The following is a 23149-nucleotide window of genomic DNA, read 5'->3' as shown; positions in this document are numbered from 1 at the left end:
CGGGACCCAGCGGGAAGCGCTTCGGCATTGCCCTCTTCGGTGTCACGGGGAGCGACGCTCTCCCGGCCCTGGGCCCCGGATCAGCGCCGCGCGAGCGCGGCTTGTCCGGGGAACGCGGCGATGCCCGGGATGAGGGTTCCCCGGAGGCCCTTTCCGCCCGTTTCCCGGACAAGGTGCGCGCAGCGCACCGCCGATCCGGGACCCAGCGCAAAACTCCTGGCCGATCCCACTCCCCCTTGCCCCTGGCGCGAACGGGGCCGGCAGCGTCCACGCCCACCCCTCAGGACCGGGCTTGACCCGGCCACCCAGCCTTCCTGCCGGCGCGAAGCGCAGACTCTGGGTCCCCGGGACAGGCCCGGGGATGAGGGACGATCGGCCCCCTTTTACTCTGCCGCCATCGGCGGGCGCGGCGTCGAGTGCGGGCCGGCATCGACCGCGTGCAGCCCCGGGCGCGCCGCCGGCACGGCCGCGTGGTCGTCCGCCTCGTCGCGCGCGCCGATGAAGCGGCCGAAGATCCGCCCCATCAACCGGCCGAGATCGTCCATCAGGGTGAACACCGCCGGCACGAACACCAGCGACAGCACGGTGGAGGCGATGAGGCCACCGATGACAGCGATCGCCATCGGCGCCCGGAACGTGCCGCCCTCGCCCAGTCCCAGCGCCGAGGGCATCATGCCCGCCACCATGGCGATGGTGGTCATGACGATCGGCTGCGCGCGCTTGCGGCCGGCCTCGATCAGCGCCGTGGTGCGGTCGACACCGGCATGCACCGCCTCGATGGCGAAATCGACCAGCAGGATGGTGTTCTTGGTCACGATGCCCATCAGCATCAGGAAGCCGATCACCACAGGCAGCGTCATGGCGTTGTGGGTGACCAGCAGCGCGATGAAGGCGCCGCCCACCGACAGCGGCAGCGCGATCAGGATGGTGATCGGCTGCAGCACATTGGCGAAGAGCAGCACGAGCACCGCCAGCACCATCATCACGCCCGCCGCCATGGCGGTGGCGAAGCCGCCGAACACCTCGGCCATGATCTCGGCATCGCCGGTTTCCTTCAGCACCACGCTGGCCGGCAGGCTCTTCGCCCCCGGCAGCGCGTAGACTTCCGCCAGCGCCTCGCCGAGCTGGGTTTCGCCGGCAAGGTCCGCCTCGATGGCGACCCGGCGGGCGCGGTCATAGCGGTTGAGGCTGGAAGGGCCGGTGCCGAAGGAGATGTCAGCCACCGAGAGCAGCGGCACCGAGGCGCCGGCCGCCGTCCGCACCTTCAGCGTCTCGAAGGTGGAGAGGTCGGCGCGCGCCTTCTCGTCGAGCTGCACCCGGATCGGGATCTGCCGGTCGCCGGCGGAGAATTTGGCGAGGTTCTGCGAAACATCGCCCAGCGTGGCGATGCGGACCGTCTGGGCGATGTCGGCCACCGACACGCCCATTTCCGCAGCTTCCGCCAGCTTGGGCACCACGCGCAGCTCCGGCCGCTCCAGCGCCGCCGAGGACTGCACGTTGGAGAGCCCCTTCACCTTGTCGCGGATCTCCCGCTCCAGTTCCAGCGCCTTGGCTTCCACCAGCGCGCCGTCCGAGCCGGAGAGAATGACGGTGAATTCGCGCCCGCCGGGGCCGGCCCCGCCGGAGGCGCCGAAATTGAAGCGCAGGTCGGGAAGGCGCGCGATCTCCTCACGCAGCCGCATCTCGAACTCTTTCTGCGTCGCCGCGCGTTCGCCACGCGGCACCAGATTGACGATGAGCGTCGCCTTGCGCACCTCGCCGCCGCTGCTGACCGACTCCCCGGCCGAGCCCGAGCCGGCGGTGGCGAAAACGCTGGCCACTTCCGGCTGCGCCTTCAGCAGCTCGGCGATCTCGTCGACCGCCTCGCGGGTGGATTCCAGCGTCGCCCCCGGCGGCAGTTCCAGTGCCAGCACCGAGCGCGACACATCGGCATTGGGAATGAAGCCGGAGGGCAGCAGGGTCGACAGCCACATCGAGCCGATGAACAGCACGATACCCGCCGCCACCGTCACAAACCGGTAGCGGATCGAGCGGAGCAGCAGCGCGACATAGGCGCGCTTCAACCAGCCATCGGGCTTTTCGCGATGGCCGAGATCGCGCATGAAATAGGCGGCCAGCATCGGCGTGAGCAGGCGCGCCACCAGCAGCGAGAACAGCACCGCCACCGCGACCGTGATGCCGAACTGGCGGAAATACTGGCCGGCAATGCCGCCCATGAAGCTGACCGGCAGGAACACCGCGACGATCGTCAACGTGGTCGCCACCACGGCGAGACCGATCTCGTCGGCGGCGTCGATGGCGGCGCGATAGGCCGATTTGCCCATCCGCATATGGCGCACGATGTTCTCGATCTCGACGATGGCGTCGTCGACCAGGATGCCGGTGACGAGCGTCACCGCGAGCAGGCTCACCCCGTTCAGCGAGAAGCCGAGCATGTCCATCACCCAGAAGGTGGGCAGGATGGAGAGCGGAATCGCCGTCGCGGTGATGATGGTGGCGCGCCAGTCGCGCAGGAACAGCATCACCACGATCACCGCCAGCACCGCGCCCTCGATCAGCGTGTGCATGGCGGAGGTGTAGTCGGCCTCGGTGTATTTCACCGTCGAATCGATCAGCGTGATCGAGACGTCGGGATGGCGCTTCTCCAGATCCCGCAGCGCCTGCGCCGTGTTCTCGGCCACCACCACGTCGGAAAAGCCCTTGGCGCGGTAGACGCCGAAGGCCACCACGGGCATGCCGTCGAGGCGGGCGAAGATGCGCGGCTCGGCCGCCCCGTCGGTGACGGAGCCGAGATCGGCCAGCCGCACATGGCGGCCCCCGGGCAGGGCGATGCGGGTCTCAGCGAGATCGGCCACTGTGGAGGCGCCGCCCAGCGTGCGTACGGACTGCTCCTGCGTGCCGATTTCGCCGCGCCCGCCGGCGAGGTCGACATTGGTGGCGGCGAGCTGGCGGTTCACATCCGCCGCCGTCACGCCGAGCGCCGCCAGCTTGTCGGGGTCGAGCGAGATGCGGATCTCGCGCTCGACGCCGCCCTCGCGCTTCACCTGCGCCACGCCGCGCACGCCCTGCAGCGCCCGCACCAGCGTGTCGTCGACGAACCAGGACAGTTCCTCCGGCGTCATCGCCGGGGCCGAGGCGGCATAGGTGACGATCGCCATGCCCTCGACATCGACCCGCTGCACCAACGGTTCCTCGATATCCTGCGGCAGGTCGGTGCGCACCTTGGTCACCGCGTCGCGCACATCGTTCACGGCGCGGTCGACCTGCGTTTCCAGCTGGAACTCGACCACGGTGAGGGAGGAACCCTCGGTAATGGTGGAGGAGATGTGCTTCACCCCCTGCACGCCGGCGATCGAGGTCTCGACGATCTTCGTTACCTGCGATTCGAGCTCGCTCGGCGCCGCCCCCGGCTGGGTGATGGCGACCGAGACGATCGGCACGTCGATATTCGGCATGCGGGTGATCGGCAGCCGGTCGAAGGTGTAGAGGCCGATCGCGGTCAGCACCACGAACAGCACGATGGAGGGCACCGGCTTGCGGATCGCCCAGGCGGAGACGTTAAGGGCCATCAGACGCCTCCCTTGTCCGGCTCGGCGGCCAGCGGCACCGGGGTCACCCGGTCGCCGTCGCGCAGGAAGCCGCCGGCGCGGGCGACGACGCTCTCGCCCTCGCGCACCCCCTCAACGATTTCGACCACGCCGTCGCCCTGCAGCCCGATCTTCACTGGCCGGCGGCGCACCGTGTCGCCCTCGACGACGAGGACGAAAATGCCCTCGGACGCGAACTGCACCGCCGATTGCGGCAGCGCCACGCCCTGGTGGCGGGCGATTTCGATCACGCCGCGACCATAGGCGCCCGGGCGCAGGCGCGGGTCGTCCGGCAGCGCCACCGCGACGCGGGCGAGCCGGGTCGTCGGGTCGACCTTGGCGCCGACCAGGCGCACCGTGCCGTCCAGAGGCGTGTCGAAGCCGGCCGGCAGCACCGCCACGGTGAGGCCCGGCGTCACCCGCGGCAGCGCCGATTCCGGCACTTCGGCGTCGAGATCGATGGCGCCATCCTTGACGATGCGGAACAGCGGCTCGCTATTGGCCGAGAGGACGATGGCGCCGACGCGGGCCGAGCGGGCCGAGACGATGCCGGCCTGCGGCGCCTTGATCTCGGTGCGGGAGAGCCGCACCTCGATCTCGTCGCGAGTGGCCTTGATCTGGGCCGCCTCGGCCTCGGCGGCCGTCACCATTTCCTCCGCCGCCGTCACCTGGGCGGTGGAGACCTTCACCGCGCGCTCGCGCTGGTCCAGCACTTCCTGCGAGGTGGCGCCGGTCTTGATCAGGGTGCGGGCGCGCTCGACAGCGGCTTCCGCCTCGGTCAGCTGCGCCAGCATCTGCTGCAGCTGCGCCTTCTGCTGGGCGATCGAGGCCTGCGCCTTGGCGGCATTGGCGGTGTTCTGGGCGAGCAGCGTCTCCAGCATGTCGCGCGAGAGCCGCGCCATCACCTGGCCCTGCTCCACCCGGTCGCCCTCCTCCACCAGGATTTCGGTGATCTGGTAGCCGTCGATCTGCGGCCCGACCAGAATCTCCTCGCGCGCCACCAGCGTGCCGGTGACGGGCAGCCGCTCCACCACCTCGCGCACGGTGGCGGGCACCACCGAGATGGTGATGCCCTTGACCTCGTTCGGGGCCGGGGCGGCGCTCTCGGCCTGGGCCGGCTCGGAAAGGCTCAGCCCGGCGGCGATCCGGTCGCGGAAGGCATAGCCGGCCAGGCCCACGACCACGGCGGTCATGGTGAGGGCGAGCGCAATGCGCCCGCGGAAGGAGGGCGGCTTCACGGTCATGATGTGTGGTCCGGTGAAAGGGTCGGCGCCGCGGCGGGGGCCAGCATGCGGCCGATCAGGCCGGCGAGCGCCGGCATCATCTGAACGAGGGAAAGGTCGGGCTCGAAGCTGTGGCGCAGCACCAGCCCGTCGCCAATGGCGTTGATCATCACCATGGCGACGTCGGGGTCGATGGCGGCGTCGACCTCGCCGCGCGCCTGGGCGGCGACGAAATGGGCGCGGATCGCCGCGTTCATCTCGTCCTCGACGGCGTCGAAGGTCGGCTTCAGCGCCGGGTTGCGCGCCGCCTCGGCATAGATTTCCGGCCCGAGCGCCAGCGACACCATCGGCGTCTCGCCGGAAAACAGCGCCTGCCCCATGCGGGCCAGCCCCTCGACGAAGCCCGGCGCGCTGTCCAGCAGCTCCAGGCAGCTCATCCGCATCGCCCGCTCCTCGTCGACAATGGCGACGATGATCGATTCCTTGGAGGGGAAATAGCGGTAGAGCGCGCCCGGGCTCATCCCGGCCTCGGCGCAGATCTGCTGCATCGAGGTGCCGTGGAAGCCGGCGCGGGTGAAGCAGGCAATGGCCGCGTCCAGCACCCGCCGGCGCGGGTCGCGGCGAAGCTTCTCCGCCGGTGCAGCGGTTCCCGCGACCTCGGATGGCGGGCGCGCGCCGGGAGCGGTGCCGGAGTTGGCGCCGGTCTCGGCCACGGGCAGGCGGGGAGCGTGGGTGTTCATGCACCTTCCACTGCTGGAGCGAACGTTCGTTCGCATTTAGACATATTGGGAAAACGAGTCAAGAACGAACGTTCGTTCGCATTCGGGATGGGCGCCCCGAAGGATGCTCTCTGACGCCGCGCCTAGCGCGCCGGCGCCACCACCGGCTGGAACTCGCGCGCCACCCGCTCATAGACCGGGCGCTTGAACGGCACGATCAGCCCGGGCGTGCGCTCCAGCCGCTCCCACCGCCAGGCGACGAATTCCGGCTTGTGCTTGCCCCCGCCCGGATTGAGGACGTCGATCTCGTCCTCCGTGCCGGTGAAGCGCAGGGCGATCCATTTCTGCGTCTGCCCGCGAAAGCGCCCCTTCCAGGCCTGCCGCGCCAGCGGCTCCGGCAGGTCATAGGCGAACCATTCCGAGGCCATGGCGAGCGGCTCGACCGAGGAGACGTTGGTCTCCTCATAAAGCTCGCGCAGCGCCGCCTCTTCCGGGCTCTCGCCCTCGTCGATCCCGCCCTGCGGCATCTGCCAGGAATGCTGCGCGTCCACCTGCTCGGGCCCGCCCCGGCGCTCGCCGAGAAAGACGAGCCCGTCACGGTTGACGAGCACCACTCCGACGCAGGGGCGATAGGGAAGCTGGTCGAAAGGGATCATGAAGCCACCGCAGGACCTGGAGCACGCGCCGGGCGGGATCATAGGCGAGGAGCCGGGCGGCGCGTAGGGGCGGCGCGCGCCCGCTTGGTCACGGGGTTAACGCCGTCTCACTCTCCGCGCCGGCGAAGGGCGCGGCCGTGGCGGTATCGAGCGTTCCAGGACCCGCCATCACCTCGCTGCGCCCGGTCGCGCCGTCGAACACGGTGATGCTGGCGCCGTCATCCCCGCCCAGAGGCGAGCGCAGCGTCGGCATGTCGGCGGCGACGCCCATGGTCGGGAAGCCGCCCGCCTCCAGCGCGAAGGGGGCGCTCGGCGGCGCGGCCGGCTCGCTGGTACCGAACACATAAGCCGCCACCCCGACGCTGACCGCCGACAATATGGCGAGGCCGAACACACCAACCGCCGCGCAGTGCCGCGCGTGGTCCCGCCCGGCGTCGCGGCCCGGCAGGCTTTCGCCTGACGGCGCCTGTTCCAACGGACGGGAAGAAAGCATGCGGAGAGGGGGCGCGCTGTTCATGCTCCCTTTGTCGCCGCCGACCAAGGCAGGATCGGGGCAGAATCGGGCGTTCGCCGCGGCAGCGCGAAAAAGCGAAAGGCCCGCCTCCGGGGAAGGCGGGCCTCGCGGTCTTCAGGTGACGCCACCCTTCGGCGGCGCCACGAACGGCACGCTCAGTTCGGCACGGCCGCCTTGGGGTCGGCGGGGTAGGCCGCGTTCTTCTGCACGCCCTCGATCAGGTCGATCGCCAGCTTCAGCTGGGTGTCGTCCTTCGGGTCCGGCGGCACATAGGCCGGCGAGCCGGTCTGCTCGTCCTCGCCATTCTTCAGATGGCCCTTGAGCGAGGCCTCGCCGCGCGTGGTCTCGACGCCGGCCGCCTCGGCCTTTTCCTTCACGTCCTGCGGCACGTCCTGCACCAGCTCGATATCGGGCTGGATACCCTTGGCCTGGATCGAGCGGCCCGACGGCGTGTAGTAGCGCGCCGTGGTCAGCTTGATCGCGGCATTGCCGGACACCGGGATCACCGTCTGCACCGAGCCCTTGCCGAAGGAGAGCGAGCCCAGCACCGTGGCGCGCTTGTGGTCCTGCAGCGCGCCGGCGACGATTTCCGAGGCCGAGGCCGAGCCGCCATTGACCAGCACGATGATCGGCTTGCCGTTGGCGAGGTCGCCCGGCCGGGCGTTGCGCCGCTCGGTCTGATCGGGGTCGCGGCCACGGGTGGAGACGATCTCGCCGCGGTCGAGGAAGGTGTCGGAGACGTCGATCGCCTGGTCGAGCAGCCCGCCCGGATTGTTGCGCAGGTCGATGATGAAGCCCTTGAGCTTGTCCTCGCCGATCTGCTTCGTGAGGTCGGCAACCGCCTTCTTCAGGCCTTCGCCGGTCTGCTCGCTGAACGAGGTGATGCGGATATAGCCGATATCGTCCTTCTCGACCCGCGAGCGCACCGACTTGATGTTGATAACATCGCGGGTGATCGACAGCTCGATCGGCTTGTCCGCGCCCTTGCGGACGATGGTCAGCTTGATCGGCGTGTTGACGGCGCCGCGCATCTTGTCGACGGCCTGGTTCAGGGTCATGCCCTTCACCTCTTCGCCGTCGAGCTTGGCGATGAGGTCGCCGGCCTGCACGCCGGCCTTGGCCGCCGGGGTGTCGTCGATCGGGGCGACCACCTTGACCAGGCCGTCCTCCATCGTCACCTCGATGCCCAGCCCGCCGAACTGGCCGCGGGTCTGCACCTGCATGTCGCGAAAATCCTTCGCGTCCATATAGGTCGAGTGCGGGTCGAGCGAGGTGAGCATGCCGTTGATGGCCGCTTCCACCAGCTTCGCGTCTTCCGGCTTCTCGACATAATCGGCGCGCACGCGCTCGAAGACGTCGCCGAAAAGGTTCAGCTGGCGATACGTATCCGAAGCCGCCGCCATCGCCGCCGTCGGCTCAAGCAGCAGACGCGGCTGAGTGGCACCGACCGCGATCAAGGCGCCGGCCGCCGCACCGAAGAGAAATACAGACGTCCTACGCATCATCCGCGTACCTTCTCGCTTTCGCTCGTCGCCCACCATGGCGTTGGATCGATCGAGTTACCATCCTTGCGGAACTCGACGTAGAGAATGGGTTGGGCGGTTCCAAGGCCGGCCGACGATACGAGCTGGGGACCGCGTCCCATCACCCCCACCGGCTCGCCCGACAGCACGAACTGACCCAATTCCACCGTGATCTTATCCATTCCGGCGAGCAGGATATGATAGCCGCCGCCCGCATTGATAATTAACAGTTGTCCATATGAGCGGAAAGGCCCGGCATAGACCACCCAGCCATCGCTGGGGGAGGCCACTTGCGCCTCGATGCGGGTGCCCATGGACATGCCCTTTTCCTGCCCGCCATAGCCGTCATCGGCGCCGAAGCCCTTCAGCACCGCGCCGCCGACCGGCAGTTTCAGCAGGCCCTTCGCCTCCTCGAAAGGCACGCCGGGCGCCAGCCGGCCGGGGTTCTGCAGCGCCGCCAGCCGGTCCGCCGGGCCCCCGCCGGCGCCTTGCTGCGCCTCGATTTGCGCCGCCTCCTGCGCCGCCTTGCGGGTGGCGGAAATCTCGGTCTCCATCCGCTCCATCAATTCACGCACATTGCCCGCCTCGGCGGCGAGCGCGGCGGCGCGGGTCTTCTCCTCGGTCAGCGCCGCCTCGCCCTGCTGCAGCGAGTTCTTCTTCTCCTCGATCAAGGCGGCGGTGCGGGCGCGCTCATCGGCCAGCGAGCGTTTCAATTCTGCGAGAGCGTCGCGTTCGCGGGCGGTGTCCTGGCGCACCCGCTCCTGCGCGGCGAGTTCGCTGGCGAGCAGATCGGTCTCCGCCTTCAGCTCCGGCAGCACCGCGCCCAGCATCATCGCCGAGCGGATCGACTGCAGCGCGTCGTCCGGGCGCACCATCAGCGCCGGCGGCGGGCGGCGGCCGAGCCGCACCAGCCCGCCCAGCACCTCGGCCAGCACGGCGCGGCGGGCCTCGAGCGATTCCTTGATGTCGGCCGCCTCGCGGTTCAGCAGCAGCAGGCGCTGTTCGCTGGCGTCGAGCTTGCCCTCGGTCTCGCGCACCCGGATCGCGGTGTCGAGCAGCGCCTCGTTGAGCTTGGCACGGTCGCCCTCCAGCGCCGCCACCTCGGCGGCGAGGCGCTCCTGGACGGCGGTGGAATCCTTCAGTTCGGCGTCGAGCTGCTCGATGCGCTGGCGCTGGTCCTGCGGGGCCGGCGGCTCCGCCCCGGCCGGCGGGGGCGTCTGCGCCAGGGCCGGCGCTCCCCACAGCCCGGCCAGCAGCGCCAGCACGCTCAGCCGCACGCACGCCACCGCCCGGCGGGGCGGCCGGCGGCAGGGGGGCGAAGCGGTGCGGCGGGCGGGCATCGGCACAGGGAGGGGCCGGCAGGGTTAAGGTGAGGTTAGCGCGCCGCCATCGCCCTCAGGCCTTGTGGTAGGGGTGGCCTGCGAGAATGGTGGTCGCACGGTAGATTTGCTCGGCCATCATGACGCGAACGAGCTGGTGGGGAAAGGTGGCGCGGCCGAAGGCGATCAGCCGGTCGGCGCGGGCCCGCACCGGCTCGCTCAGTCCATCGGCCCCGCCGATGATGAAGGAGAGGGTGCGCGAGCCCCGGTCGCGCAGCGCGGCGATGTCGGCGGCGATCTGTTCGGAGCTCATCTCGACCCCGCGCGGGTCGAGCGCCATGACGGCGCCGGCGTCGGGCAGCGTGGCGATGAGGGCGGCGCCCTCCTCGGCCATGCGGTCCTCGGCGCGACGGGCGGCGCTCTCCGCGATCTCGGAGACATCCGGGCCGGAAAGCCCGAGCGCGCGCCCGCTTTTGCCGGCGCGATCAAAATAGCGCGCGCACAATTCCCTCTCGGGCCCGGCCTTCAGCCGGCCCACGGCGAGAACAAGCAGGCGCAAGACGCGCTCAGCCGCGCGTCAGGGTCGCCGGGCCGCCGGGGACGGCAGCCGACCACATCTTCTCGATATTGTAGAACCCGCGCACTTCCGGCTGGAAGATGTGGACGATGACATCGCTCGCATCGATCAGCACCCAGTCGCAGGCCGGGAAGCCCTCGACCCGCACGCCCTTGACGCCACGGCCCTTGAGCGCCTCGACGAGGTGCTCGGCAATGGCGCCGACATGGCGCTGGGCGCGGCCGGAGGCGACGACCATGTAATCGGCGATGGTCGTCTTGCCGCGCAGTTCGATGGAGACGACGTCCTCGGCCTGGTCATCATCGAGACGGGCGAGAACGAGGGCAAGAATCTCCTCGGCGTCTAAACGCGCGTCAGAGACAGGTGCAGTCGCCGGGCTGGTGTCGGCCGCTGCAAGCGCCATGATGGACAGGGGTCCTGATCCTCTCGTCGAAACCGCATCGCCCCGGGCGGACCTCCCGCCCGTGCATGCCCCCTTAGGATAGTGCGGATGGAGGCAATCTTCAACCGGGGGGCGGGGAGGGGTATCACTAGTTAACCGTGTCCGCACGCCTTGCCGAATTTGGAGATCGTAATGACCCTCCCGCAAAATTACCGACATAATTACATCCCGACGAAGTACTTTTTGTCCTCGTATCGTGCCCTATCAGACGGACGAAGTGGCATACGGAACCTTAATGACCGCCTGAAATCAGTTGATACGCTTCTCTTCGAATGGAAGGTGGGATGGATTGGAGCATGCACCATTCTAAGAACCTCTATCGATCTTTTTAAGATTGACGCCAAATCCTGTCTACCCTCATGCCTGACAAACGCAATTAAAGATGAGTGGAAATTCATTAATTCTGAGAAAGATAAGAACGAGATATTCTGGCATTTCTTAAAAAAGGAAAGAGATAGCATAATTCACCAGTATGAATGGAGGGCTTACGAGGCCTGGATAAAGCAGGACGGTACATTTAGCGCTCGTCGACTGTCACTAATTTCAATGTACAATGACGATGGAGCGCGCCCTGTCATTCGCATGAATGGAGGAAAATTCTCCGGTAGAGATTCTTTGGAGCTTTTAACGGAAAGCTCCAACTGGATCGAAGAACGAATCTTTAGCGCGGTGCGGCGAGCAGGCTTCAATCCCGACGAAGAACGGAACATGAGCAGTTTCCAAACACGTGCAGAAGCAGGACAAACGCTCGCACAGCATCTGAAATCTAGTTAAAATTCAAAGTCCGTTTGTTCGAGTGCACTCCCGTCCCGTCGGCCCGCTCCCCTCACCGCCCCTTCTTTGCACCCTCCCCTCCTCCCGCCGCCGCCCGCCGCGCCGCGAAGGCGGCCAGCATCGCCATCGCCGCCAGAATCGGCAGCGCGGTCCGCACGGCCGCCAGCAGGCTCGCGCCGTCCGCTCCCAGCCAGTCGCCCGCGCTGCCGGTCTCCACGCGCAGCCGCCAGGCCAGCGCGGTCGCCCCGGCGGCGACGCCGAGGCTGGTGCCGAGCACGCGCATCAGGTTCCGCAGCGAACCGGCGGCCCCGGCCAGCCCTGCCGGCGCGGCGGCGAGGGTGGCCGTGCTGTTAGGGGCGACGAACAGGCCGAGGCCCGCGCCGATCAGCAGAAAGGACAGCGTGTCAAACCAGTGGTGCCAGGGCGACAGGCCAAAGGTCAGCCACAGCATCCCGATGCCGCACAGGCGGGCCGCCATGCCGGCGACGCCAATCCGGCGGGCGCCGAGGAAGGCCCGATCTCATGGCTGAACGGCGCGACAAGGCCCAGCGCGACCGGCACCAGCGCCAGCCGCAGCCCGGCCTCGGCGGTGCTTTCGCCATAGCCATGCGCCAGCCCGAAGGACATGAGAAAGAACACGCCATAAAGCAGCCCATAGCCCAGCACCACCGCCAGCGCGCCTCAGCGGAAGGCGGCCAGAATCGCCATCGCCGCCATGGGGCTGGTTTGTTGACCAGAGAACCGGCGTCCGCCTCCCGGGTCGCCGGGCGGCGGATTCAGCTGGCGCTGGAGCGCGAACGGGCGCAAGGATCGGGGGCGCCATGTGAGGGCGCGGAGGGACACGAAGTGGCTGACCGTCTGGCGGCTCTGGGTCTGGTGGCCGCGCTCGCGGCGCTGTCCCCCTCGTTGTCCTTCGCCCAGACCGTCGCCTTCGACCCCGACGCGCTCATCATCGAGGCGCGGGACAATGCCGAGCTGGCGCGGAAATGGTGCGCGGCCAATCCGCAGGTTGAGCATGTGCTGGTGCTGCCCGCCGCTCTTTTCGTCGACAGCGAGCAGCTGATCTGCGACGGCAACCCCTACAAGCTCTACCGGCTGATCGAGCACGATGATCCCGACGATTTCGAGTATTTCCTCGATCCGCCCTTCACCAACACCATCCGCCTCGGCTGCGATGGCAAGGCCGGCCGCACGATGAAAACCGTGGCGCTGAACTGCCGGCCGCTGCACCCAAAACCCTAGAGCCGCCGCTCCCCGGATGCGCCCCATGCACGGCCTGCCCACCCGCCGCCATCTGCTGAAGGGCCTGGCCCTCACCGGTCTGGTGCCGCTGGTGCCGGCCATGGCGCGGGCGCAGGCGCTCACCGTCGGGCTCATTGCCATCGGCCCGTGGCAGGATTGGGGGTGGAACCAGTCCTTCGCCGCCGCCGGGGCGGCGCTGGAAGCCGCCGGCGTCAACGTGGTGCAGGCCGGCTATCTGCCTGAGAGCACCGACTATGACAGCGGTCGCGACGATGCCGAAACCCGCGCCTATGCGGCGGCGCTCGACCAGCTGGTGGCGCAGGGCGCGGGGCTGGTGATCTCCACCTCCTTCGGCCATGACCCCTTCCTGGTGGCGGCGGCGCTGCGTCACCCGCAGGTGAGGTTCCGGCAGGCCTCGGCGCTGGCCAATGCCGCCACCCCGGCCAATCTCGGCAGCCAGAACGCGCTGATCAACCAGGGGCATTATGTCAACGGCGTCGCCGCCGGCCTGTGCACCGCCAGCAACACGCTCGGCTTCGTCGCCGGCCTGCCCTTCGCCCCGGTGCTGCTCAATGTGAACTCGTTCCTGCTCGGCGCCCGCGCCAGCAACCGCGAGGCCGTCGTGCGGGTGCTGTTCACCGGCGGCTGGGAGGACGAGGCGCATGACGCGGCGGCCACCAATGCGCTGGTCGATGCCGGCTGCGACGTCATCACGTGCCATCTCGACGCGCCGAAAGTCGCCATCGCGACGGCGGAAGCGCGCGGGGTGAGAACCTGCGGCCACGCGGTCGACCAGAACCCGCTGGCGCCCAAGGGCTACATCACCGGCGCGGATTATCACTGGGCCGGCCTGTTCGAGGGCTTCGTGCAGGAGGTGGCGCGCGGCGCGGCGCTGCCGAACTTCGTCACCGGCGGCTATGACACCGGTCTCGTCCGCTCCAGCCCGTTCGGCGCCGGCGCCAACCCGCAGGCGATCGCGGCGGCAACCGGCGCCATCGCCGAGATGATGCGCGGCGCGCCGATCTTCACCGGCCCGCTCTTCGACAATAGGGGCCGGCAGGTGCTGGGGGCGGGCACGAGCTATGGCCCCTACGCAGACGAACTGCAGCGCACCGACTATCTCCTTGAGGGCGTCGTCGGCGCGCTCCCGTGAGGCGCGGCGCGCCGCCGCGATTGCCACTCAGGGTTCTCACCTATCCCCCTCAGCCTCAACTCATGCGGGTTCTGCCCGTTTGTGTGCTAAGGTCTGCCAGAACGTCAGGCCGGCAACGGCCTTTGACGGCGTTCCCGCCGAATGATGGCTCGCTCCGCGGGTTTTCGGCCCATGAGGGCCATGCCGTGTCAAACGAACCGATTGCGCATTTCGAGGCGGCGAGCACGATTGCCGTTGTCGTCTCGTCCAATGAGCCGCTGCTTTTTCTCACCGAGGACCAGCGCGTCATCGCGGCGAGCACCTCGTTCTGCCGCGCCTTCGCGATCGAGCCGGCGACGATTCCCGGCCGCCCGCTCGCCGAGCTGGGTGCGGGCGAATGGGCGCTGCCCGGGCTTGCCTCGCTGCTGCGCACCACCGCCTCGGGAAGCGCCCGCATCGAGGCCTATGAGATCGATCTTGAACGGCCCGGCCGCGAGACGCGGCGGCTCATCGTCAATGCGCGCACGCTGGACGATGGCGACAGCGCGCGGGTCCGGCTGCAGATGGCCGTCACCGATGTCACCGACATGCGCGCCGAGGCGCGGCTGAAGGACGATCTCGTGCGGGAAAAGGCCATCCTGATCCAGGAGGTCCAGCACCGGGTCGCCAACAGCCTGCAGATCATCGCCAGCGTGCTGATGCAGAGCGCGCGCGGCGTGCAGTCGGAAGAGGCGCGCGGCCACCTTCACAACGCCCACCACCGGGTGATGTCGATCGCCTCGGTGCAGCGCCAGCTCTCCTCCGCCCAGGCGGGCAAGGTCGAGCTGCGCAGCTATTTCACCCAGCTGAGCGAGAGCCTCGGCGCCTCGATGATCGCCGATGCCGCCCGGCTCTCCATCGCGGTGACCGTGGATGAGAGCAGCGTGGAGGCGGATGTGTCGATCAGCCTCGGCCTGATCGTCACAGAACTCGTCATCAATGCGCTCAAGCACGCCTTCCCCGATCAGGCGAAGGGCCGGATCGGGATCGACTTTCACTCCGCCGGCAAGGACTGGACGCTGCGCGTGTCCGATGACGGCGTCGGCCTGCTGACCGGCGAGGCGGCGCCCAAGCCCGGCCTCGGCACCGGCATTGTCGATGCGCTGGCGCGCAATCTCGATGGCGAGATCGAGGTGAGCGACGCCCATCCCGGCACGTCCGTCACCATCCGCCACCGGGCCGGCACCCGTCGCTCCGCCAGCCACCCGGCAGCGGAGTAGCCCTGCCGTGCCCGGCGACATGCCCCTCCCTCGGCCGACGACGTCCTCGGCTCACGTGAACCGAGTGCGTGATGTTTAACGGCAAGGCCGTCATCCTCATCGTCGAGGACAGCCCGATCATCCGGATGAGTGCCGTCGACCTCATGGAATCGGCGGGCTATGTGGCGCTGGAAGCCGGCTGCGCCGACGAGGCCATCGCCCTGCTCGAGTCGCGCAACGACATCGACCTCGTCTTCACCGATGTGCAGATGCCCGGCACCATGGACGGCATCAAGCTCTCGCATCATATCCGCAACCGCTGGCCGCCGGTGAAATTGGTCGTGGCCTCCGGCAACGCGATCATCGAGGAAGGCAGCCTCCCCGCCGGCAGCCGGTTCTTTCCCAAGCCCTATGACGGCCATGCCATCGCCGACGCCATCGGCCTTCTGCTGGCAGGCGAGGCCCTGTGATCGCGGCGATCCCGCCGCGCGCTCATCCCTCGCCGGCCTGCCGGATCCGGGTCGAGGACAGCGGCGATTTCAGCCCGTGCAGGAACACCCAGGCCGGCGGGCGCTGGATGGCGAGCGCGGCGGCCTCATTCTCCGGCACCCGCCAGCGGGCGAGCGCGGTCGCCGCCGGGCTCGCCATGGCGGGGAAGGTGCAGCCGGGCCGGTCGATCACCGCGATCGGCACCAGCGCCGCGATCTCCCGCCAGTGCTGCCAGCGGTGGAAGGCGGCGAGATTGTCCGCCCCCATCAGCCAGACGAAATGCACATGCGGGTAGCGCCGCACCAGCGCCGCCACCGTGTCATGGCTGTAGCGGGTGCCGAGCCCGGCCTCCAGCCCGGTCGGCAGCAGCGCCGGATGGTCCGCCATCGCCCGCGCCTGCGCCAGCCGCTCGGCCAGCGGGGGCAGCGCGCGGTTGTCCTTCAAGGGGTTGCCGGGCGTCACCAGCCACCACACCCGGTCGAGCCGCAGCTTTTTCAGCGCCAGCAGGCTGGCGGCGCGGTGCGCCTCATGCGCCGGGTTGAAGCTGCCGCCATAGAGCCCGATCCGCATGCCCGGCGCGAGCGGGGGAATGCGGGCAAGCGACGGCAACGGGACAACGTCACCTCTCCCCGCCGGGGAGAGGTCGGCGCGGAACGCGCCGGGTGAGGGGAAGGGGCGTTCCGTCATCCCGGCCCCAACGCCCCCTCACCCCGACCCTCTCCCCGGCGGGGAGAGGGAGCAACAGCGCGGCAGGTCAAAGCGGGCATGTTACGGCCGGATCTGGCCGGTGCCGCGCACGCGGTATTTGAACGAGGTCAGCTGCTCGGCGCCCACCGGCCCGCGCGCATGCATGCGGCCCGTGGCGATGCCGATCTCGCCGCCGAAGCCGAACTCGCCGCCATCGGCGAACTGGGTCGAGGCGTTGTGCACCACGATGGCGGAATCGACCTCGTTGAGGAAGCGCTCGGCCACCTCCGCATCCTCGGTCAGGATGGCGTCGGTGTGGTGCGAGCCATAGGTCTCGATATGGTCGATGGCCGCGCCTACCCCATCGACCAGCTTCACCGAGATCACGGCGTCGAGATATTCGGTGCGCCAGTCCTCCTCGCTCGCCGGCGTCACCCGCGCATCCGCCGCCTGGGTGTCGGCGTCGCCGCGCACCGCGCAGCCCGCCTCCAACAGCATGGTGACGAGCGGGGCGAGCAGGCGGGAGGCATCGGCGCGGTCGACCAGCAGGGTTTCCGCCGCCCCGCACACGCTGGTGCGCCGCAGCTTGGCGTTCTTGACGATGGAGAGCGCCTTGCCGAGATCGGCGCCCTTGTCGACATAGATGTGCACCAGCCCTTCCAGATGGGCGAAGACAGGCACCCGCGCCTCCGCCTGCACCCGGGCGACGAGGCTCTTTCCCCCGCGCGGCACGATTACGTCGAGAGTGCCGCCGAGCCCGGCGAGCAGTTCGCCCACCGCCGCGCGGTCGCGGGTCGGCACCAGCTGGATCGCGTCGGCGGGAAGGCCGGCGCTCACGAGCCCTTCCACCATCGCGGCATGGATGGCGCGGGAGGAATTGAAGCTGTCCGAGCCGCCGCGCAGGATCACCGCATTGCCCGCCTTCAGGCACAGGCTGCCGGCGTCCGCCGTCACATTGGGCCGGCTCTCATAGATCACGCCGATGACGCCGAGCGGGGTCCGCACCCGCTCCAGTCGCAGCCCGTTCGGCCGCTCCCAGCTTTCCGTCACCTGCCCCACCGGATCGGGCAGCGCGGCGATCTCCTCCACCGCGCCGGCGATCGCCTCCAGCCGGCCCTCGGTCAGCACCAGCCGGTCCTGCAGCGCCGCGCTCATGCCCGCGGCGCGGGCGGCGGCGAGGTCGTCTTCATTGGCGGCGAGGATGGCGGGCGCGCGGGCGCGGATGGCGCGCGCGGCGGCCATCAGCCCGTCCGCCTTCGCCTGCGCCGGGGCGAGCGCCAGTGCGCGGGCGGCGGCACGGGCACGCTGGCCGATAGCGGCCATCACCGCGTGCACATCCTCCGGAACGCGCGGCGCCGGCGCGCCGAGAGCGGTCTCGGTGGCGGAAGCGTCGCGCAGGGCGGAGGAGGCAGTCATGGCATCACCCATCAAGTTTGGTCGGGGCACATTGGCCGGGGGTGGTTAAAGCGGGCGCCCTGTCTAGCACAGGCCGGCCTTCGGGCACCAAAGCGAAATGGCGGGTGCCGCGCTCTTTACCATGGCGCGCCGACCGGAATCGCATTTGTGCCTTGCCATTTCGCCCGAGGCATCCGATGTCACGGCGACAAGCCCGCCCGTTGAGGCGCATCCGCGAGGAGACCGCCGCCCTTGTTTCGCGCCTTCGACATTGCCTGGGACGCCTTCTGGCGCTTCGTCGAGGATGACGGCTGGGCGATTGCCAGCCACATCGCGCTTTCCGCGCTGATGTCGCTGTTTCCCTTCCTCATCTTCGTCACCGCGCTGGCCGCGTTCTTCGATTTCAAGAACCTCGCCGACGAGACGGTGCAGCTGATGCTGGAGGCGTGGCCCTCGCAGGTGGCCGACCCGATCGGCCGCGAGATCCGCAACGTGCTCACCCAGGTCCGCACCGACGTGCTGACCATCGGTGTGGTGCTGGCGATCTACTTCTCGTCCAACGGCATTGAGAGCCTGCGCATCGGCCTCAACCGCGCCTATGGCATGCGCGAGGCCCGCTCCTGGTACTGGCTGCGCCTCGAATCGATCGGCTATGTCGTGGTCGGCGCCGCCGGCCTGCTGGCGCTGTCCTTCCTCGTCGTGCTCGGCCCGGTGCTGTGGCTCGCCGCCGTGCGCTATGTGCCGGCGCTGGAGCCGTTCGGCTGGGTTATCACCTTCCTGCGCTACGCCGCGACCTCGGCGATCCTGATCGTGGCGCTTGTCGTGGCGCATATGTGGCTGCCGGCGGGACGGCGCACCCTCGCCGAAGTGGCGCCGGGCATCTTGGTGACGCTCGGCCTGTGGCTGGCGGCCGGCGCCGCGTTCGGCCGCTACCTCGCCGAGTTCGCCGGCAATTACGTCACCACCTATGCCGGCCTCGCCTCGGTCATGATCGCGCTGGTGTTCCTCTACACCACGGCCTCGATCTTCGTGTATGGCGGCGAACTCAACGCCTCGATCCGCCGCTCCCGCGAAGGGCGCTTCTGAGCCGCCGCCTGCACGGAACCTCCCCGCTCTCCCATCGCTTGACCTTGGTCAAGGCGCCCGGGCGCGTTCCGGGCGCCCAATGGCGTGTTGGGTTCGAGATGGCAAGGAGGCTCGCATGAGCACCAGCTACGACAAGATGAAGATCGAGGAAGGCGCGTGGGTCGTCGTCTGCGACGGGCGCAAGGCGCTGATCCTGTGCAACAAGGGCGACGCCCTCTTCCCCAATCTGCGGTCCCACGAGGTGCATGAGCAGGACAACCCGCCGACCCGCGAGCAGGGCACCGACCAGCCCGGCCGGGTGCACCAGTCGGTGGGCTCGGCGCGTTCCTCGGTGGAGCCGACCGACTGGCAGGAGGAGGGCGAGCGCGCCTTCATGCGCCAGCTCGCCGGCCGGCTCGACGCCGCGGTGACGGCGGGCGAGGTGAAGTCGATGGTCATCGTCGCCGCCCCGCGCGCGCTCGGCGCGCTGCGGCCGCATCTGTCCAAGGCGGTCAGCGACATCGTCGCCGCCGAGGTCGACCGCGACATGGTCAAGCTGCCGATCCACGAGATCGAGAAGCATCTGGCCGCCTGACGCCGCCGGTTTCCCCGCAGCGAAAAAGAGGATTAGGTTCTCCCCGCCGCCGGCCCGCCCGGCGGCGGGGTTTCGCGTCGGCACGCGGCGCCCCAGGCCCGGCGCGGTGAACCGATCCGCGTCCCGCCCGTATTGCCTACGCCGGCGCCGGCCGTGAAAAGCCGGCGGAAGTGACCGACCACGAGCCCGGAAGGTGCCTGATGAAAACCCTCTCCTTCTTCCGCCTGGTTCTCGCCGTCGGCCTCTGCCTCGGCGTCGGCGCGCTCGGCTCGCTCGTCACCACGCCGCAGATTCCCACCTGGTATGCCGGGCTGGTGAAGCCGTCCTGGACCCCGCCGCCCGCCGCCTTCCCCATCGCCTGGACCACGCTCTATGTGCTGATGGCGGTGGCGCTGTGGCGGCTGTGGCAATTGCACGCGCCCTCACCGGCGCGCCGGCTGGCCATCGGCCTGTGGCTGGCGCAGCTGGCGCTCAACGCCATCTGGTCGCCGGTGTTCTTCGGGCTGGAGGCGCCGGGCGCGGCGCTGGTCGTGGTGGTGGCGCTCTGGCTCGCCATCGCCGCCACCATCTGGGCGTGCCTGCGTATCGACCGTATCGCCGCGTGGCTGCTGGTTCCCTATCTGGCGTGGGTGTCCTATGCCACCACGCTGAACGCCGCCATTGTCGTGCTGAACTGAGCGCCCCCGAGACACGCGGCCCCTCGCGCGCCGCCGGAGACCCTGATGGACCTTGTCACCATCGCCAAATTCATCGTCCTGCCCATCGCCCTCGGCTCGGTGGCGCTGGTGCTGGTGCTCGGCCTCGCCAATCTGGCGCGCGGCGGCCCGCCCGAGCGGTCGCAGAAGCTGATGCAGTGGCGCGTGCTGCTGCAGGCGGTGGCGCTGTGCTTCGTGCTGCTCACCATCATCCTGATGAACCAGGGCTGAGAGAAAATCCGCATGGTCGTGCTCAACCGCATCTACACCCGCACCGGCGACGACGGCACCACCGCGCTCGGCACCGGCGAGCGGCGGCCGAAATATGATCTGCGCATCGCCGCCTATGGCACGGTGGACGAGACCAATGCGCTGATCGGCGTCGCCCGGCTGCACACGAGCGCCGCGCCGGCGCTGGCCGACATGGAGGCGATGCTGGCGCGCATCCAGAACGACCTGTTCGACCTCGGCGCCGACCTCGCCACGCCGGAGACCGGCGAGGATCTCGGCTACACCCCGCTGCGCATCGTCGCCACGCAGGTCGACAAGCTGGAGCGCGACATCGACACGCTCAATGCCAGCCTCAAGCCGCTGCGCTCCTTCGTGCTGCCGGCCGGCACCCCGGCGGCGGCGCATCTGCATGTCGCCCGCACCGTGTGCCGCCGCGCCGAGCGCATGGCGGTGGAGCTGTCCGCCACGCTGGGCGAGTTCGTCACCCCGGAGGCGGTGAAATATCTCAACCGCCTGTCCGACCTCCTGTTCGTCATGAGCCGCATCGCCAATGCCCGCGCGGCGGGCGAGGGCGAGCCGGGCGACGTGCTCTGGGTGCCGGCAGCGGGGCGGGAGTGACCGCCCCGGACGCCCCCGCCGCGCGGCCCTGCGTCTTCGGCACGGCGGACAGCGTCTATGTCCGCATCGTCCGCCTGACGCTGATCGAGAAGGGCGCCGACCACGATCTGGTGCCGGTCGATCCTTTCGCGCCGGAGGGCCTGCCGCCCGGTTATCGTGAGCGCCACCCCTTCGGCCGGATTCCGGCCTTCGAGCATGACGGCTTCCGCCTCTATGAGACCGGCGCCATCACCCGCTATGTCAATGAGGCCTTCGCGGGCCCTGCCCTCCTGCCCGACGACGCGAGGGCACGGGCGCGCGCCAACCAGATCATCAGCATCGCCGATTCCTACGCCTATCGGGCGCTGGTCTGGGGCGTCTATGTCGAGCGGGTGGAGAAACCCGCGCAAAGCGTGCCTTGCGACGAGGCCCGCCTCGCAGGCGCCCTTGACGAGGCCCGCCAATGTCTGGCCGCCATCGAGGCCCTCATGGCCGGGGCGCCGTTCCTTGCCGGCCCCCAGCTGAGCCTTGCCGATCTCCATCTGGCGCCGATGATCGACTATGTCAGGCAGGCGCCGGAAGGCGCCGCGCTGCTGGCGGCGCATCCCGGGCTCGCCGCGTGGTGGGCCCGCATGGCGGCGCGGCCGTCGCTGAAGCAACTCGGTCTCGCCGCGCGTTAAGCGCCGGCGCGGTGGCGTTTTCGCGCGCGGCGCGGCATTCTTGTACGGCGTCGCGCGCCGCATCGCTTCCGAGATTCGCTGTACCCCCATGCTCATCCCCTTCAACGACGACAATCCGCTGGAGGGCATCACCCACGCCTATGTCACCTGGGCGCTGATCGCGGTGAATGTGCTGGTGTTCGTGCTGGTGCAGCATGGCTACCGCGCCGAGCTCGACATCGCCTCCGCCTTTGGATTCGGCGCCATTCCCGCCGTGGTGACGCATGCGGCGGTGCTGCCGGACGAATATGTCCGCCTGCCGGCCGAGCTGACCCTCGTCACCTACATGTTCCTGCATGGAGGCTGGCTGCATCTGGCCGGCAACATGGCCTTCCTCTGGGTGTTCGGCGACAATGTCGAGGACGCGCTCGGCCATGCCCGCTTCCTGCTGTTCTATGTGCTGTGCGGCGTCGCCGGCGGCCTCGCCCATTCCCTCGCCGTGCCTGATTCGGCGTCCCCTCTGGTCGGCGCCTCGGCGGGCATTTCCGGGCTGGTCGGGGCCTATCTCATGCTGCACCCCAATGTGCGGATCTGGGTGCTGATGTTCCTGCGCGTGCCGCTGCGGGTGCCGGCGATCTGGCCGCTGGGCGCCTGGATCGGCTTCCAGCTGTGGAGCCTGTTCCAGTCCGGCGACGAGGAAACCGCCTGGTGGGCGCATGTCGCCGGGCTCGTCGCCGGCGCGGTGCTGATCGTGTTCCTGCGCCGGCCGGGCGTGCCGCTCTGGGTGATGACGCGCGACGGCACGCCGGACGGGCGCCCGCCGGTGTGAGCGGCGATTGGCGCACGCCAGGGTGAGCGTTGACAGTGCCGGGGCCGAATCCTAGTTTGCCGGCGCTTTTCGCAGGCTGCTCCCGCCCCCCAAGCACCGCCCCCACGCGCCCTTTCCCGGCGTCCTGCGCGGCCTTGCGCGGGCGAGGCCCCTGCCCCAACGCGGCTGCCAGAGGCGGGGTCCTGCACCCGGCCCGAGGGGGAGACAGGTGATGAAGATCCTCGTGCCCGTGAAGCGGGTGGTCGACTACAACGTCAAGATCCGGGTCAAGGCCGACGGCTCCGGCGTCGAGCTGGCCAATATCAAGATGTCGATGAACCCGTTCGACGAGATCGCCGTCGAGGAGGCGCTGCGCCTCAAGGAAGCCGGCAAGGCCTCCGAGGTCATCGCCGTCTCCATCGGCCCGGTGAAGACCGACGAGACCATCCGCACCGCGCTGGCCATGGGCGCCGATCGCGGCATCTGGGTGAAGACCGAGGAGGCCGGCATCGAGCCGCTCACCGTCGCCAAGCTGCTGAAGGCGATCATTGCCGCCGAGGGGCCGTCGCTGGTCATCCTCGGCAAGCAGGCGATCGACGATGACTGCAACCAGACCGGCCAGATGCTCGCCGCCCTGCTCGGCTGGCCGCAGGCGACCTTCGCCTCGAAGATCGTCGTCGGCGAGGGCACGGTGGACGTGACCCGCGAGATCGATGGCGGGCTGCAGACGCTGCGCCTCGCCCTCCCGGCGGTGCTGACCACCGATCTGCGCCTCAACGAGCCGCGCTACGCCTCGCTGCCCAACATCATGAAGGCGAAGAAGAAGCCGATCGAGGAAAAGAGCGCCGCCGAGCTCGGCGTCGACGTCGCCCCCCGGCTGGAAATCCTCTCCACCTCCGAGCCTTCGGGCCGCACCGGCGGCATCAAGCTGGCGTCCGCCGCCGAGCTGGTCGCTCATCTCAAGACGGCGGGAGTGCTCTGA

At 69.3% G+C, this 23149-nt stretch carries 26 protein-coding genes; 13 read left to right on the top strand and 13 right to left on the bottom strand.

Annotated elements, in window-relative coordinates; genetic code table 11:
• Nucleotides 1-383 precede the first annotated feature (383 nt).
• The 9 genes from BLO63_RS15550 to rsfS form a co-directional block, all read right to left on the bottom strand.
• Nucleotides 384-3569, bottom strand: a complete 3186-nt coding sequence (locus tag BLO63_RS15550) for an efflux RND transporter permease subunit (protein WP_091442333.1) — start codon at nt 3567-3569, stop codon at nt 384-386.
• Nucleotides 3569-4831, bottom strand: coding sequence for an efflux RND transporter periplasmic adaptor subunit (locus BLO63_RS15545; RefSeq protein WP_091442330.1), 1263 nt, complete (start codon nt 4829-4831; stop codon nt 3569-3571). The genes BLO63_RS15550 and BLO63_RS15545 overlap by 1 nt, the downstream gene beginning before the upstream one ends.
• Complete coding sequence (locus BLO63_RS15540) at nt 4828-5550, bottom strand: TetR/AcrR family transcriptional regulator (RefSeq protein WP_091442327.1); 723 nt, start codon at nt 5548-5550, stop codon at nt 4828-4830. The genes BLO63_RS15545 and BLO63_RS15540 overlap by 4 nt, the downstream gene beginning before the upstream one ends.
• 122 nt (nt 5551-5672) lie before the next feature.
• On the bottom strand, nt 5673-6185 hold the full coding sequence (locus BLO63_RS15535; RefSeq protein WP_091442325.1) for an RNA pyrophosphohydrolase: 513 nt from the start codon (nt 6183-6185) through the stop codon (nt 5673-5675).
• Nucleotides 6186-6273: 88 nt separating this feature from the next.
• Complete coding sequence (locus tag BLO63_RS15530; protein ID WP_091442322.1) at nt 6274-6678, bottom strand: hypothetical protein; 405 nt, start codon at nt 6676-6678, stop codon at nt 6274-6276.
• A 176-nt stretch (nt 6679-6854) separates the two neighbouring features.
• Nucleotides 6855-8204, bottom strand: coding sequence for a S41 family peptidase (locus tag BLO63_RS15525; protein WP_091442321.1), 1350 nt, complete (start codon nt 8202-8204; stop codon nt 6855-6857).
• Nucleotides 8201-9499, bottom strand: coding sequence for a murein hydrolase activator EnvC family protein (locus BLO63_RS15520; protein WP_244517900.1), 1299 nt, complete (start codon nt 9497-9499; stop codon nt 8201-8203). Before BLO63_RS15520 ends, BLO63_RS15525 begins: the two co-directional genes overlap by 4 nt.
• Nucleotides 9500-9617: 118 nt before the next feature.
• Nucleotides 9618-10100 (bottom strand): 23S rRNA (pseudouridine(1915)-N(3))-methyltransferase RlmH, encoded by a 483-nt coding sequence (gene rlmH, locus BLO63_RS15515; RefSeq protein WP_091442318.1) that lies wholly within the window; start codon nt 10098-10100, stop codon nt 9618-9620.
• Nucleotides 10101-10107: 7 nt separating this feature from the next.
• Entirely contained in the window at nt 10108-10521 is a 414-nt protein-coding gene (rsfS, locus tag BLO63_RS15510) for a ribosome silencing factor (RefSeq protein ID WP_091442315.1), read from the bottom strand.
• 171 nt (nt 10522-10692) lie between these two features.
• On the opposite strand from rsfS, the gene BLO63_RS20980 reads away from it, so the two are divergent.
• A complete protein-coding gene (locus BLO63_RS20980; RefSeq protein ID WP_143007078.1) occupies nt 10693-11334 on the top strand; it encodes a hypothetical protein in 642 nt (213 codons plus the stop codon).
• A 52-nt stretch (nt 11335-11386) separates the two neighbouring features.
• Here the strand turns inward: BLO63_RS20980 and BLO63_RS15505 are convergent, their stop codons facing one another.
• Entirely contained in the window at nt 11387-11812 is a 426-nt protein-coding gene (locus BLO63_RS15505) for a hypothetical protein (RefSeq protein ID WP_091442313.1), read from the bottom strand.
• Entirely contained in the window at nt 11773-12003 is a 231-nt protein-coding gene (locus BLO63_RS15500) for a hypothetical protein (protein ID WP_091442310.1), read from the bottom strand. The genes BLO63_RS15505 and BLO63_RS15500 overlap by 40 nt, the downstream gene beginning before the upstream one ends.
• Before the next feature lie 177 nt (nt 12004-12180).
• On the opposite strand from BLO63_RS15500, the gene BLO63_RS15495 reads away from it, so the two are divergent.
• The 4 genes from BLO63_RS15495 (at nt 12181) to BLO63_RS15480 (ending at nt 15416) form a co-directional block, all read left to right on the top strand.
• Nucleotides 12181-12576: a hypothetical protein gene (locus BLO63_RS15495; RefSeq protein WP_091442309.1), complete on the top strand. Its 396-nt coding sequence runs from the start codon at nt 12181-12183 to the stop codon at nt 12574-12576.
• 25 nt (nt 12577-12601) lie between these two features.
• A complete protein-coding gene (locus tag BLO63_RS15490; RefSeq protein ID WP_091442306.1) occupies nt 12602-13729 on the top strand; it encodes a BMP family ABC transporter substrate-binding protein in 1128 nt (375 codons plus the stop codon).
• 185 nt (nt 13730-13914) lie between these two features.
• Entirely contained in the window at nt 13915-14967 is a 1053-nt protein-coding gene (locus BLO63_RS15485; protein WP_244517899.1) for a sensor histidine kinase, read from the top strand.
• A gap of 71 nt (nt 14968-15038) precedes the next feature.
• Nucleotides 15039-15416, top strand: coding sequence for a response regulator (locus BLO63_RS15480; RefSeq protein WP_091442302.1), 378 nt, complete (start codon nt 15039-15041; stop codon nt 15414-15416).
• Between the two features lie 22 nt (nt 15417-15438).
• On the opposite strand, the gene BLO63_RS15475 is transcribed toward BLO63_RS15480, so the two are convergent.
• Together BLO63_RS15475 and BLO63_RS15470 are read right to left on the bottom strand one after the other, a co-directional pair.
• Nucleotides 15439-16005 (bottom strand): nicotinate-nucleotide adenylyltransferase, encoded by a 567-nt coding sequence (locus tag BLO63_RS15475; protein ID WP_244517911.1) that lies wholly within the window; start codon nt 16003-16005, stop codon nt 15439-15441.
• A gap of 198 nt (nt 16006-16203) precedes the next feature.
• Nucleotides 16204-17538, bottom strand: coding sequence for a glutamate-5-semialdehyde dehydrogenase (locus BLO63_RS15470; protein WP_425284340.1), 1335 nt, complete (start codon nt 17536-17538; stop codon nt 16204-16206).
• A 231-nt stretch (nt 17539-17769) separates the two neighbouring features.
• Here BLO63_RS15470 and BLO63_RS15465 point away from each other — a divergent pair, with 231 nt between their 5' ends.
• The 8 genes from BLO63_RS15465 (at nt 17770) to BLO63_RS15430 (ending at nt 23149) form a co-directional block, all read left to right on the top strand.
• Nucleotides 17770-18603 (top strand): YihY/virulence factor BrkB family protein, encoded by an 834-nt coding sequence (locus tag BLO63_RS15465; RefSeq protein WP_091442294.1) that lies wholly within the window; start codon nt 17770-17772, stop codon nt 18601-18603.
• 115 nt (nt 18604-18718) lie between these two features.
• Nucleotides 18719-19177 carry a baeRF12 domain-containing protein gene (locus BLO63_RS15460; RefSeq protein WP_091442292.1) on the top strand — a complete coding sequence of 153 codons (459 nt, stop codon included), beginning with the start codon at nt 18719-18721 and terminating at the stop codon, nt 19175-19177.
• A gap of 200 nt (nt 19178-19377) precedes the next feature.
• Nucleotides 19378-19854: a TspO/MBR family protein gene (locus BLO63_RS15455; protein ID WP_091442290.1), complete on the top strand. Its 477-nt coding sequence runs from the start codon at nt 19378-19380 to the stop codon at nt 19852-19854.
• Between the two features lie 45 nt (nt 19855-19899).
• Nucleotides 19900-20103: a twin transmembrane helix small protein gene (locus BLO63_RS15450; protein WP_091442287.1), complete on the top strand. Its 204-nt coding sequence runs from the start codon at nt 19900-19902 to the stop codon at nt 20101-20103.
• A 12-nt stretch (nt 20104-20115) separates the two neighbouring features.
• Nucleotides 20116-20721, top strand: coding sequence for a cob(I)yrinic acid a,c-diamide adenosyltransferase (locus BLO63_RS15445; RefSeq protein ID WP_091442284.1), 606 nt, complete (start codon nt 20116-20118; stop codon nt 20719-20721).
• Entirely contained in the window at nt 20718-21380 is a 663-nt protein-coding gene (locus BLO63_RS15440) for a glutathione S-transferase family protein (protein WP_162841821.1), read from the top strand. The genes BLO63_RS15445 and BLO63_RS15440 overlap by 4 nt, the downstream gene beginning before the upstream one ends.
• An 88-nt stretch (nt 21381-21468) precedes the next feature.
• Nucleotides 21469-22188 (top strand): rhomboid family intramembrane serine protease, encoded by a 720-nt coding sequence (locus BLO63_RS15435; protein ID WP_091442282.1) that lies wholly within the window; start codon nt 21469-21471, stop codon nt 22186-22188.
• A gap of 211 nt (nt 22189-22399) precedes the next feature.
• Nucleotides 22400-23149: an electron transfer flavoprotein subunit beta/FixA family protein gene (locus BLO63_RS15430; protein WP_091442278.1), complete on the top strand. Its 750-nt coding sequence runs from the start codon at nt 22400-22402 to the stop codon at nt 23147-23149.

This window comes from Ancylobacter rudongensis (assembly GCF_900100155.1).
GTDB classification, from domain to species: Bacteria; Pseudomonadota; Alphaproteobacteria; order Rhizobiales; family Xanthobacteraceae; genus Ancylobacter; species Ancylobacter rudongensis.
The sequence above is the reverse complement of the archived record's forward strand: the minus strand, read 5'-3'. Positions and strand labels throughout refer to the sequence as shown.

Excerpts from the sequence above, each read along its gene's own strand:
- BLO63_RS15545 (WP_091442330.1), bottom strand. The coding sequence starts at position 4,831 with ATGACCGTGAAGCCGCCCTCCTTCCGCGGGCGCATTGCGCTCGCCCTC.
- BLO63_RS15470 (WP_425284340.1), bottom strand. The coding sequence starts at position 17,538 with ATGACTGCCTCCTCCGCCCTGCGCGACGCTTCCGCCACCGAGACCGCT.
- BLO63_RS15435 (WP_091442282.1), top strand. The coding sequence starts at position 21,469 with ATGCTCATCCCCTTCAACGACGACAATCCGCTGGAGGGCATCACCCAC.
- BLO63_RS15530 (WP_091442322.1), bottom strand. The coding sequence starts at position 6,678 with ATGCTTTCTTCCCGTCCGTTGGAACAGGCGCCGTCAGGCGAAAGCCTG.
- BLO63_RS15505 (WP_091442313.1), bottom strand. The coding sequence starts at position 11,812 with ATGGCGGCCCGCCTGTGCGGCATCGGGATGCTGTGGCTGACCTTTGGC.
- BLO63_RS15535 (WP_091442325.1), bottom strand. The coding sequence starts at position 6,185 with ATGATCCCTTTCGACCAGCTTCCCTATCGCCCCTGCGTCGGAGTGGTG.
- BLO63_RS15525 (WP_091442321.1), bottom strand. The coding sequence starts at position 8,204 with ATGATGCGTAGGACGTCTGTATTTCTCTTCGGTGCGGCGGCCGGCGCC.
- BLO63_RS15445 (WP_091442284.1), top strand. The coding sequence starts at position 20,116 with ATGGTCGTGCTCAACCGCATCTACACCCGCACCGGCGACGACGGCACC.
- BLO63_RS15550 (WP_091442333.1), bottom strand. The coding sequence starts at position 3,569 with ATGGCCCTTAACGTCTCCGCCTGGGCGATCCGCAAGCCGGTGCCCTCC.
- BLO63_RS15455 (WP_091442290.1), top strand. The coding sequence starts at position 19,378 with ATGAAAACCCTCTCCTTCTTCCGCCTGGTTCTCGCCGTCGGCCTCTGC.
- BLO63_RS15430 (WP_091442278.1), top strand. The coding sequence starts at position 22,400 with ATGAAGATCCTCGTGCCCGTGAAGCGGGTGGTCGACTACAACGTCAAG.
- BLO63_RS15480 (WP_091442302.1), top strand. The coding sequence starts at position 15,039 with ATGTTTAACGGCAAGGCCGTCATCCTCATCGTCGAGGACAGCCCGATC.
- BLO63_RS15490 (WP_091442306.1), top strand. The coding sequence starts at position 12,602 with ATGCACGGCCTGCCCACCCGCCGCCATCTGCTGAAGGGCCTGGCCCTC.
- rsfS (WP_091442315.1), bottom strand. The coding sequence starts at position 10,521 with ATGGCGCTTGCAGCGGCCGACACCAGCCCGGCGACTGCACCTGTCTCT.
- BLO63_RS15460 (WP_091442292.1), top strand. The coding sequence starts at position 18,719 with ATGAGCACCAGCTACGACAAGATGAAGATCGAGGAAGGCGCGTGGGTC.
- BLO63_RS15450 (WP_091442287.1), top strand. The coding sequence starts at position 19,900 with ATGGACCTTGTCACCATCGCCAAATTCATCGTCCTGCCCATCGCCCTC.
- BLO63_RS20980 (WP_143007078.1), top strand. The coding sequence starts at position 10,693 with ATGACCCTCCCGCAAAATTACCGACATAATTACATCCCGACGAAGTAC.
- BLO63_RS15540 (WP_091442327.1), bottom strand. The coding sequence starts at position 5,550 with ATGAACACCCACGCTCCCCGCCTGCCCGTGGCCGAGACCGGCGCCAAC.
- BLO63_RS15475 (WP_244517911.1), bottom strand. The coding sequence starts at position 16,005 with ATGCGGATCGGGCTCTATGGCGGCAGCTTCAACCCGGCGCATGAGGCG.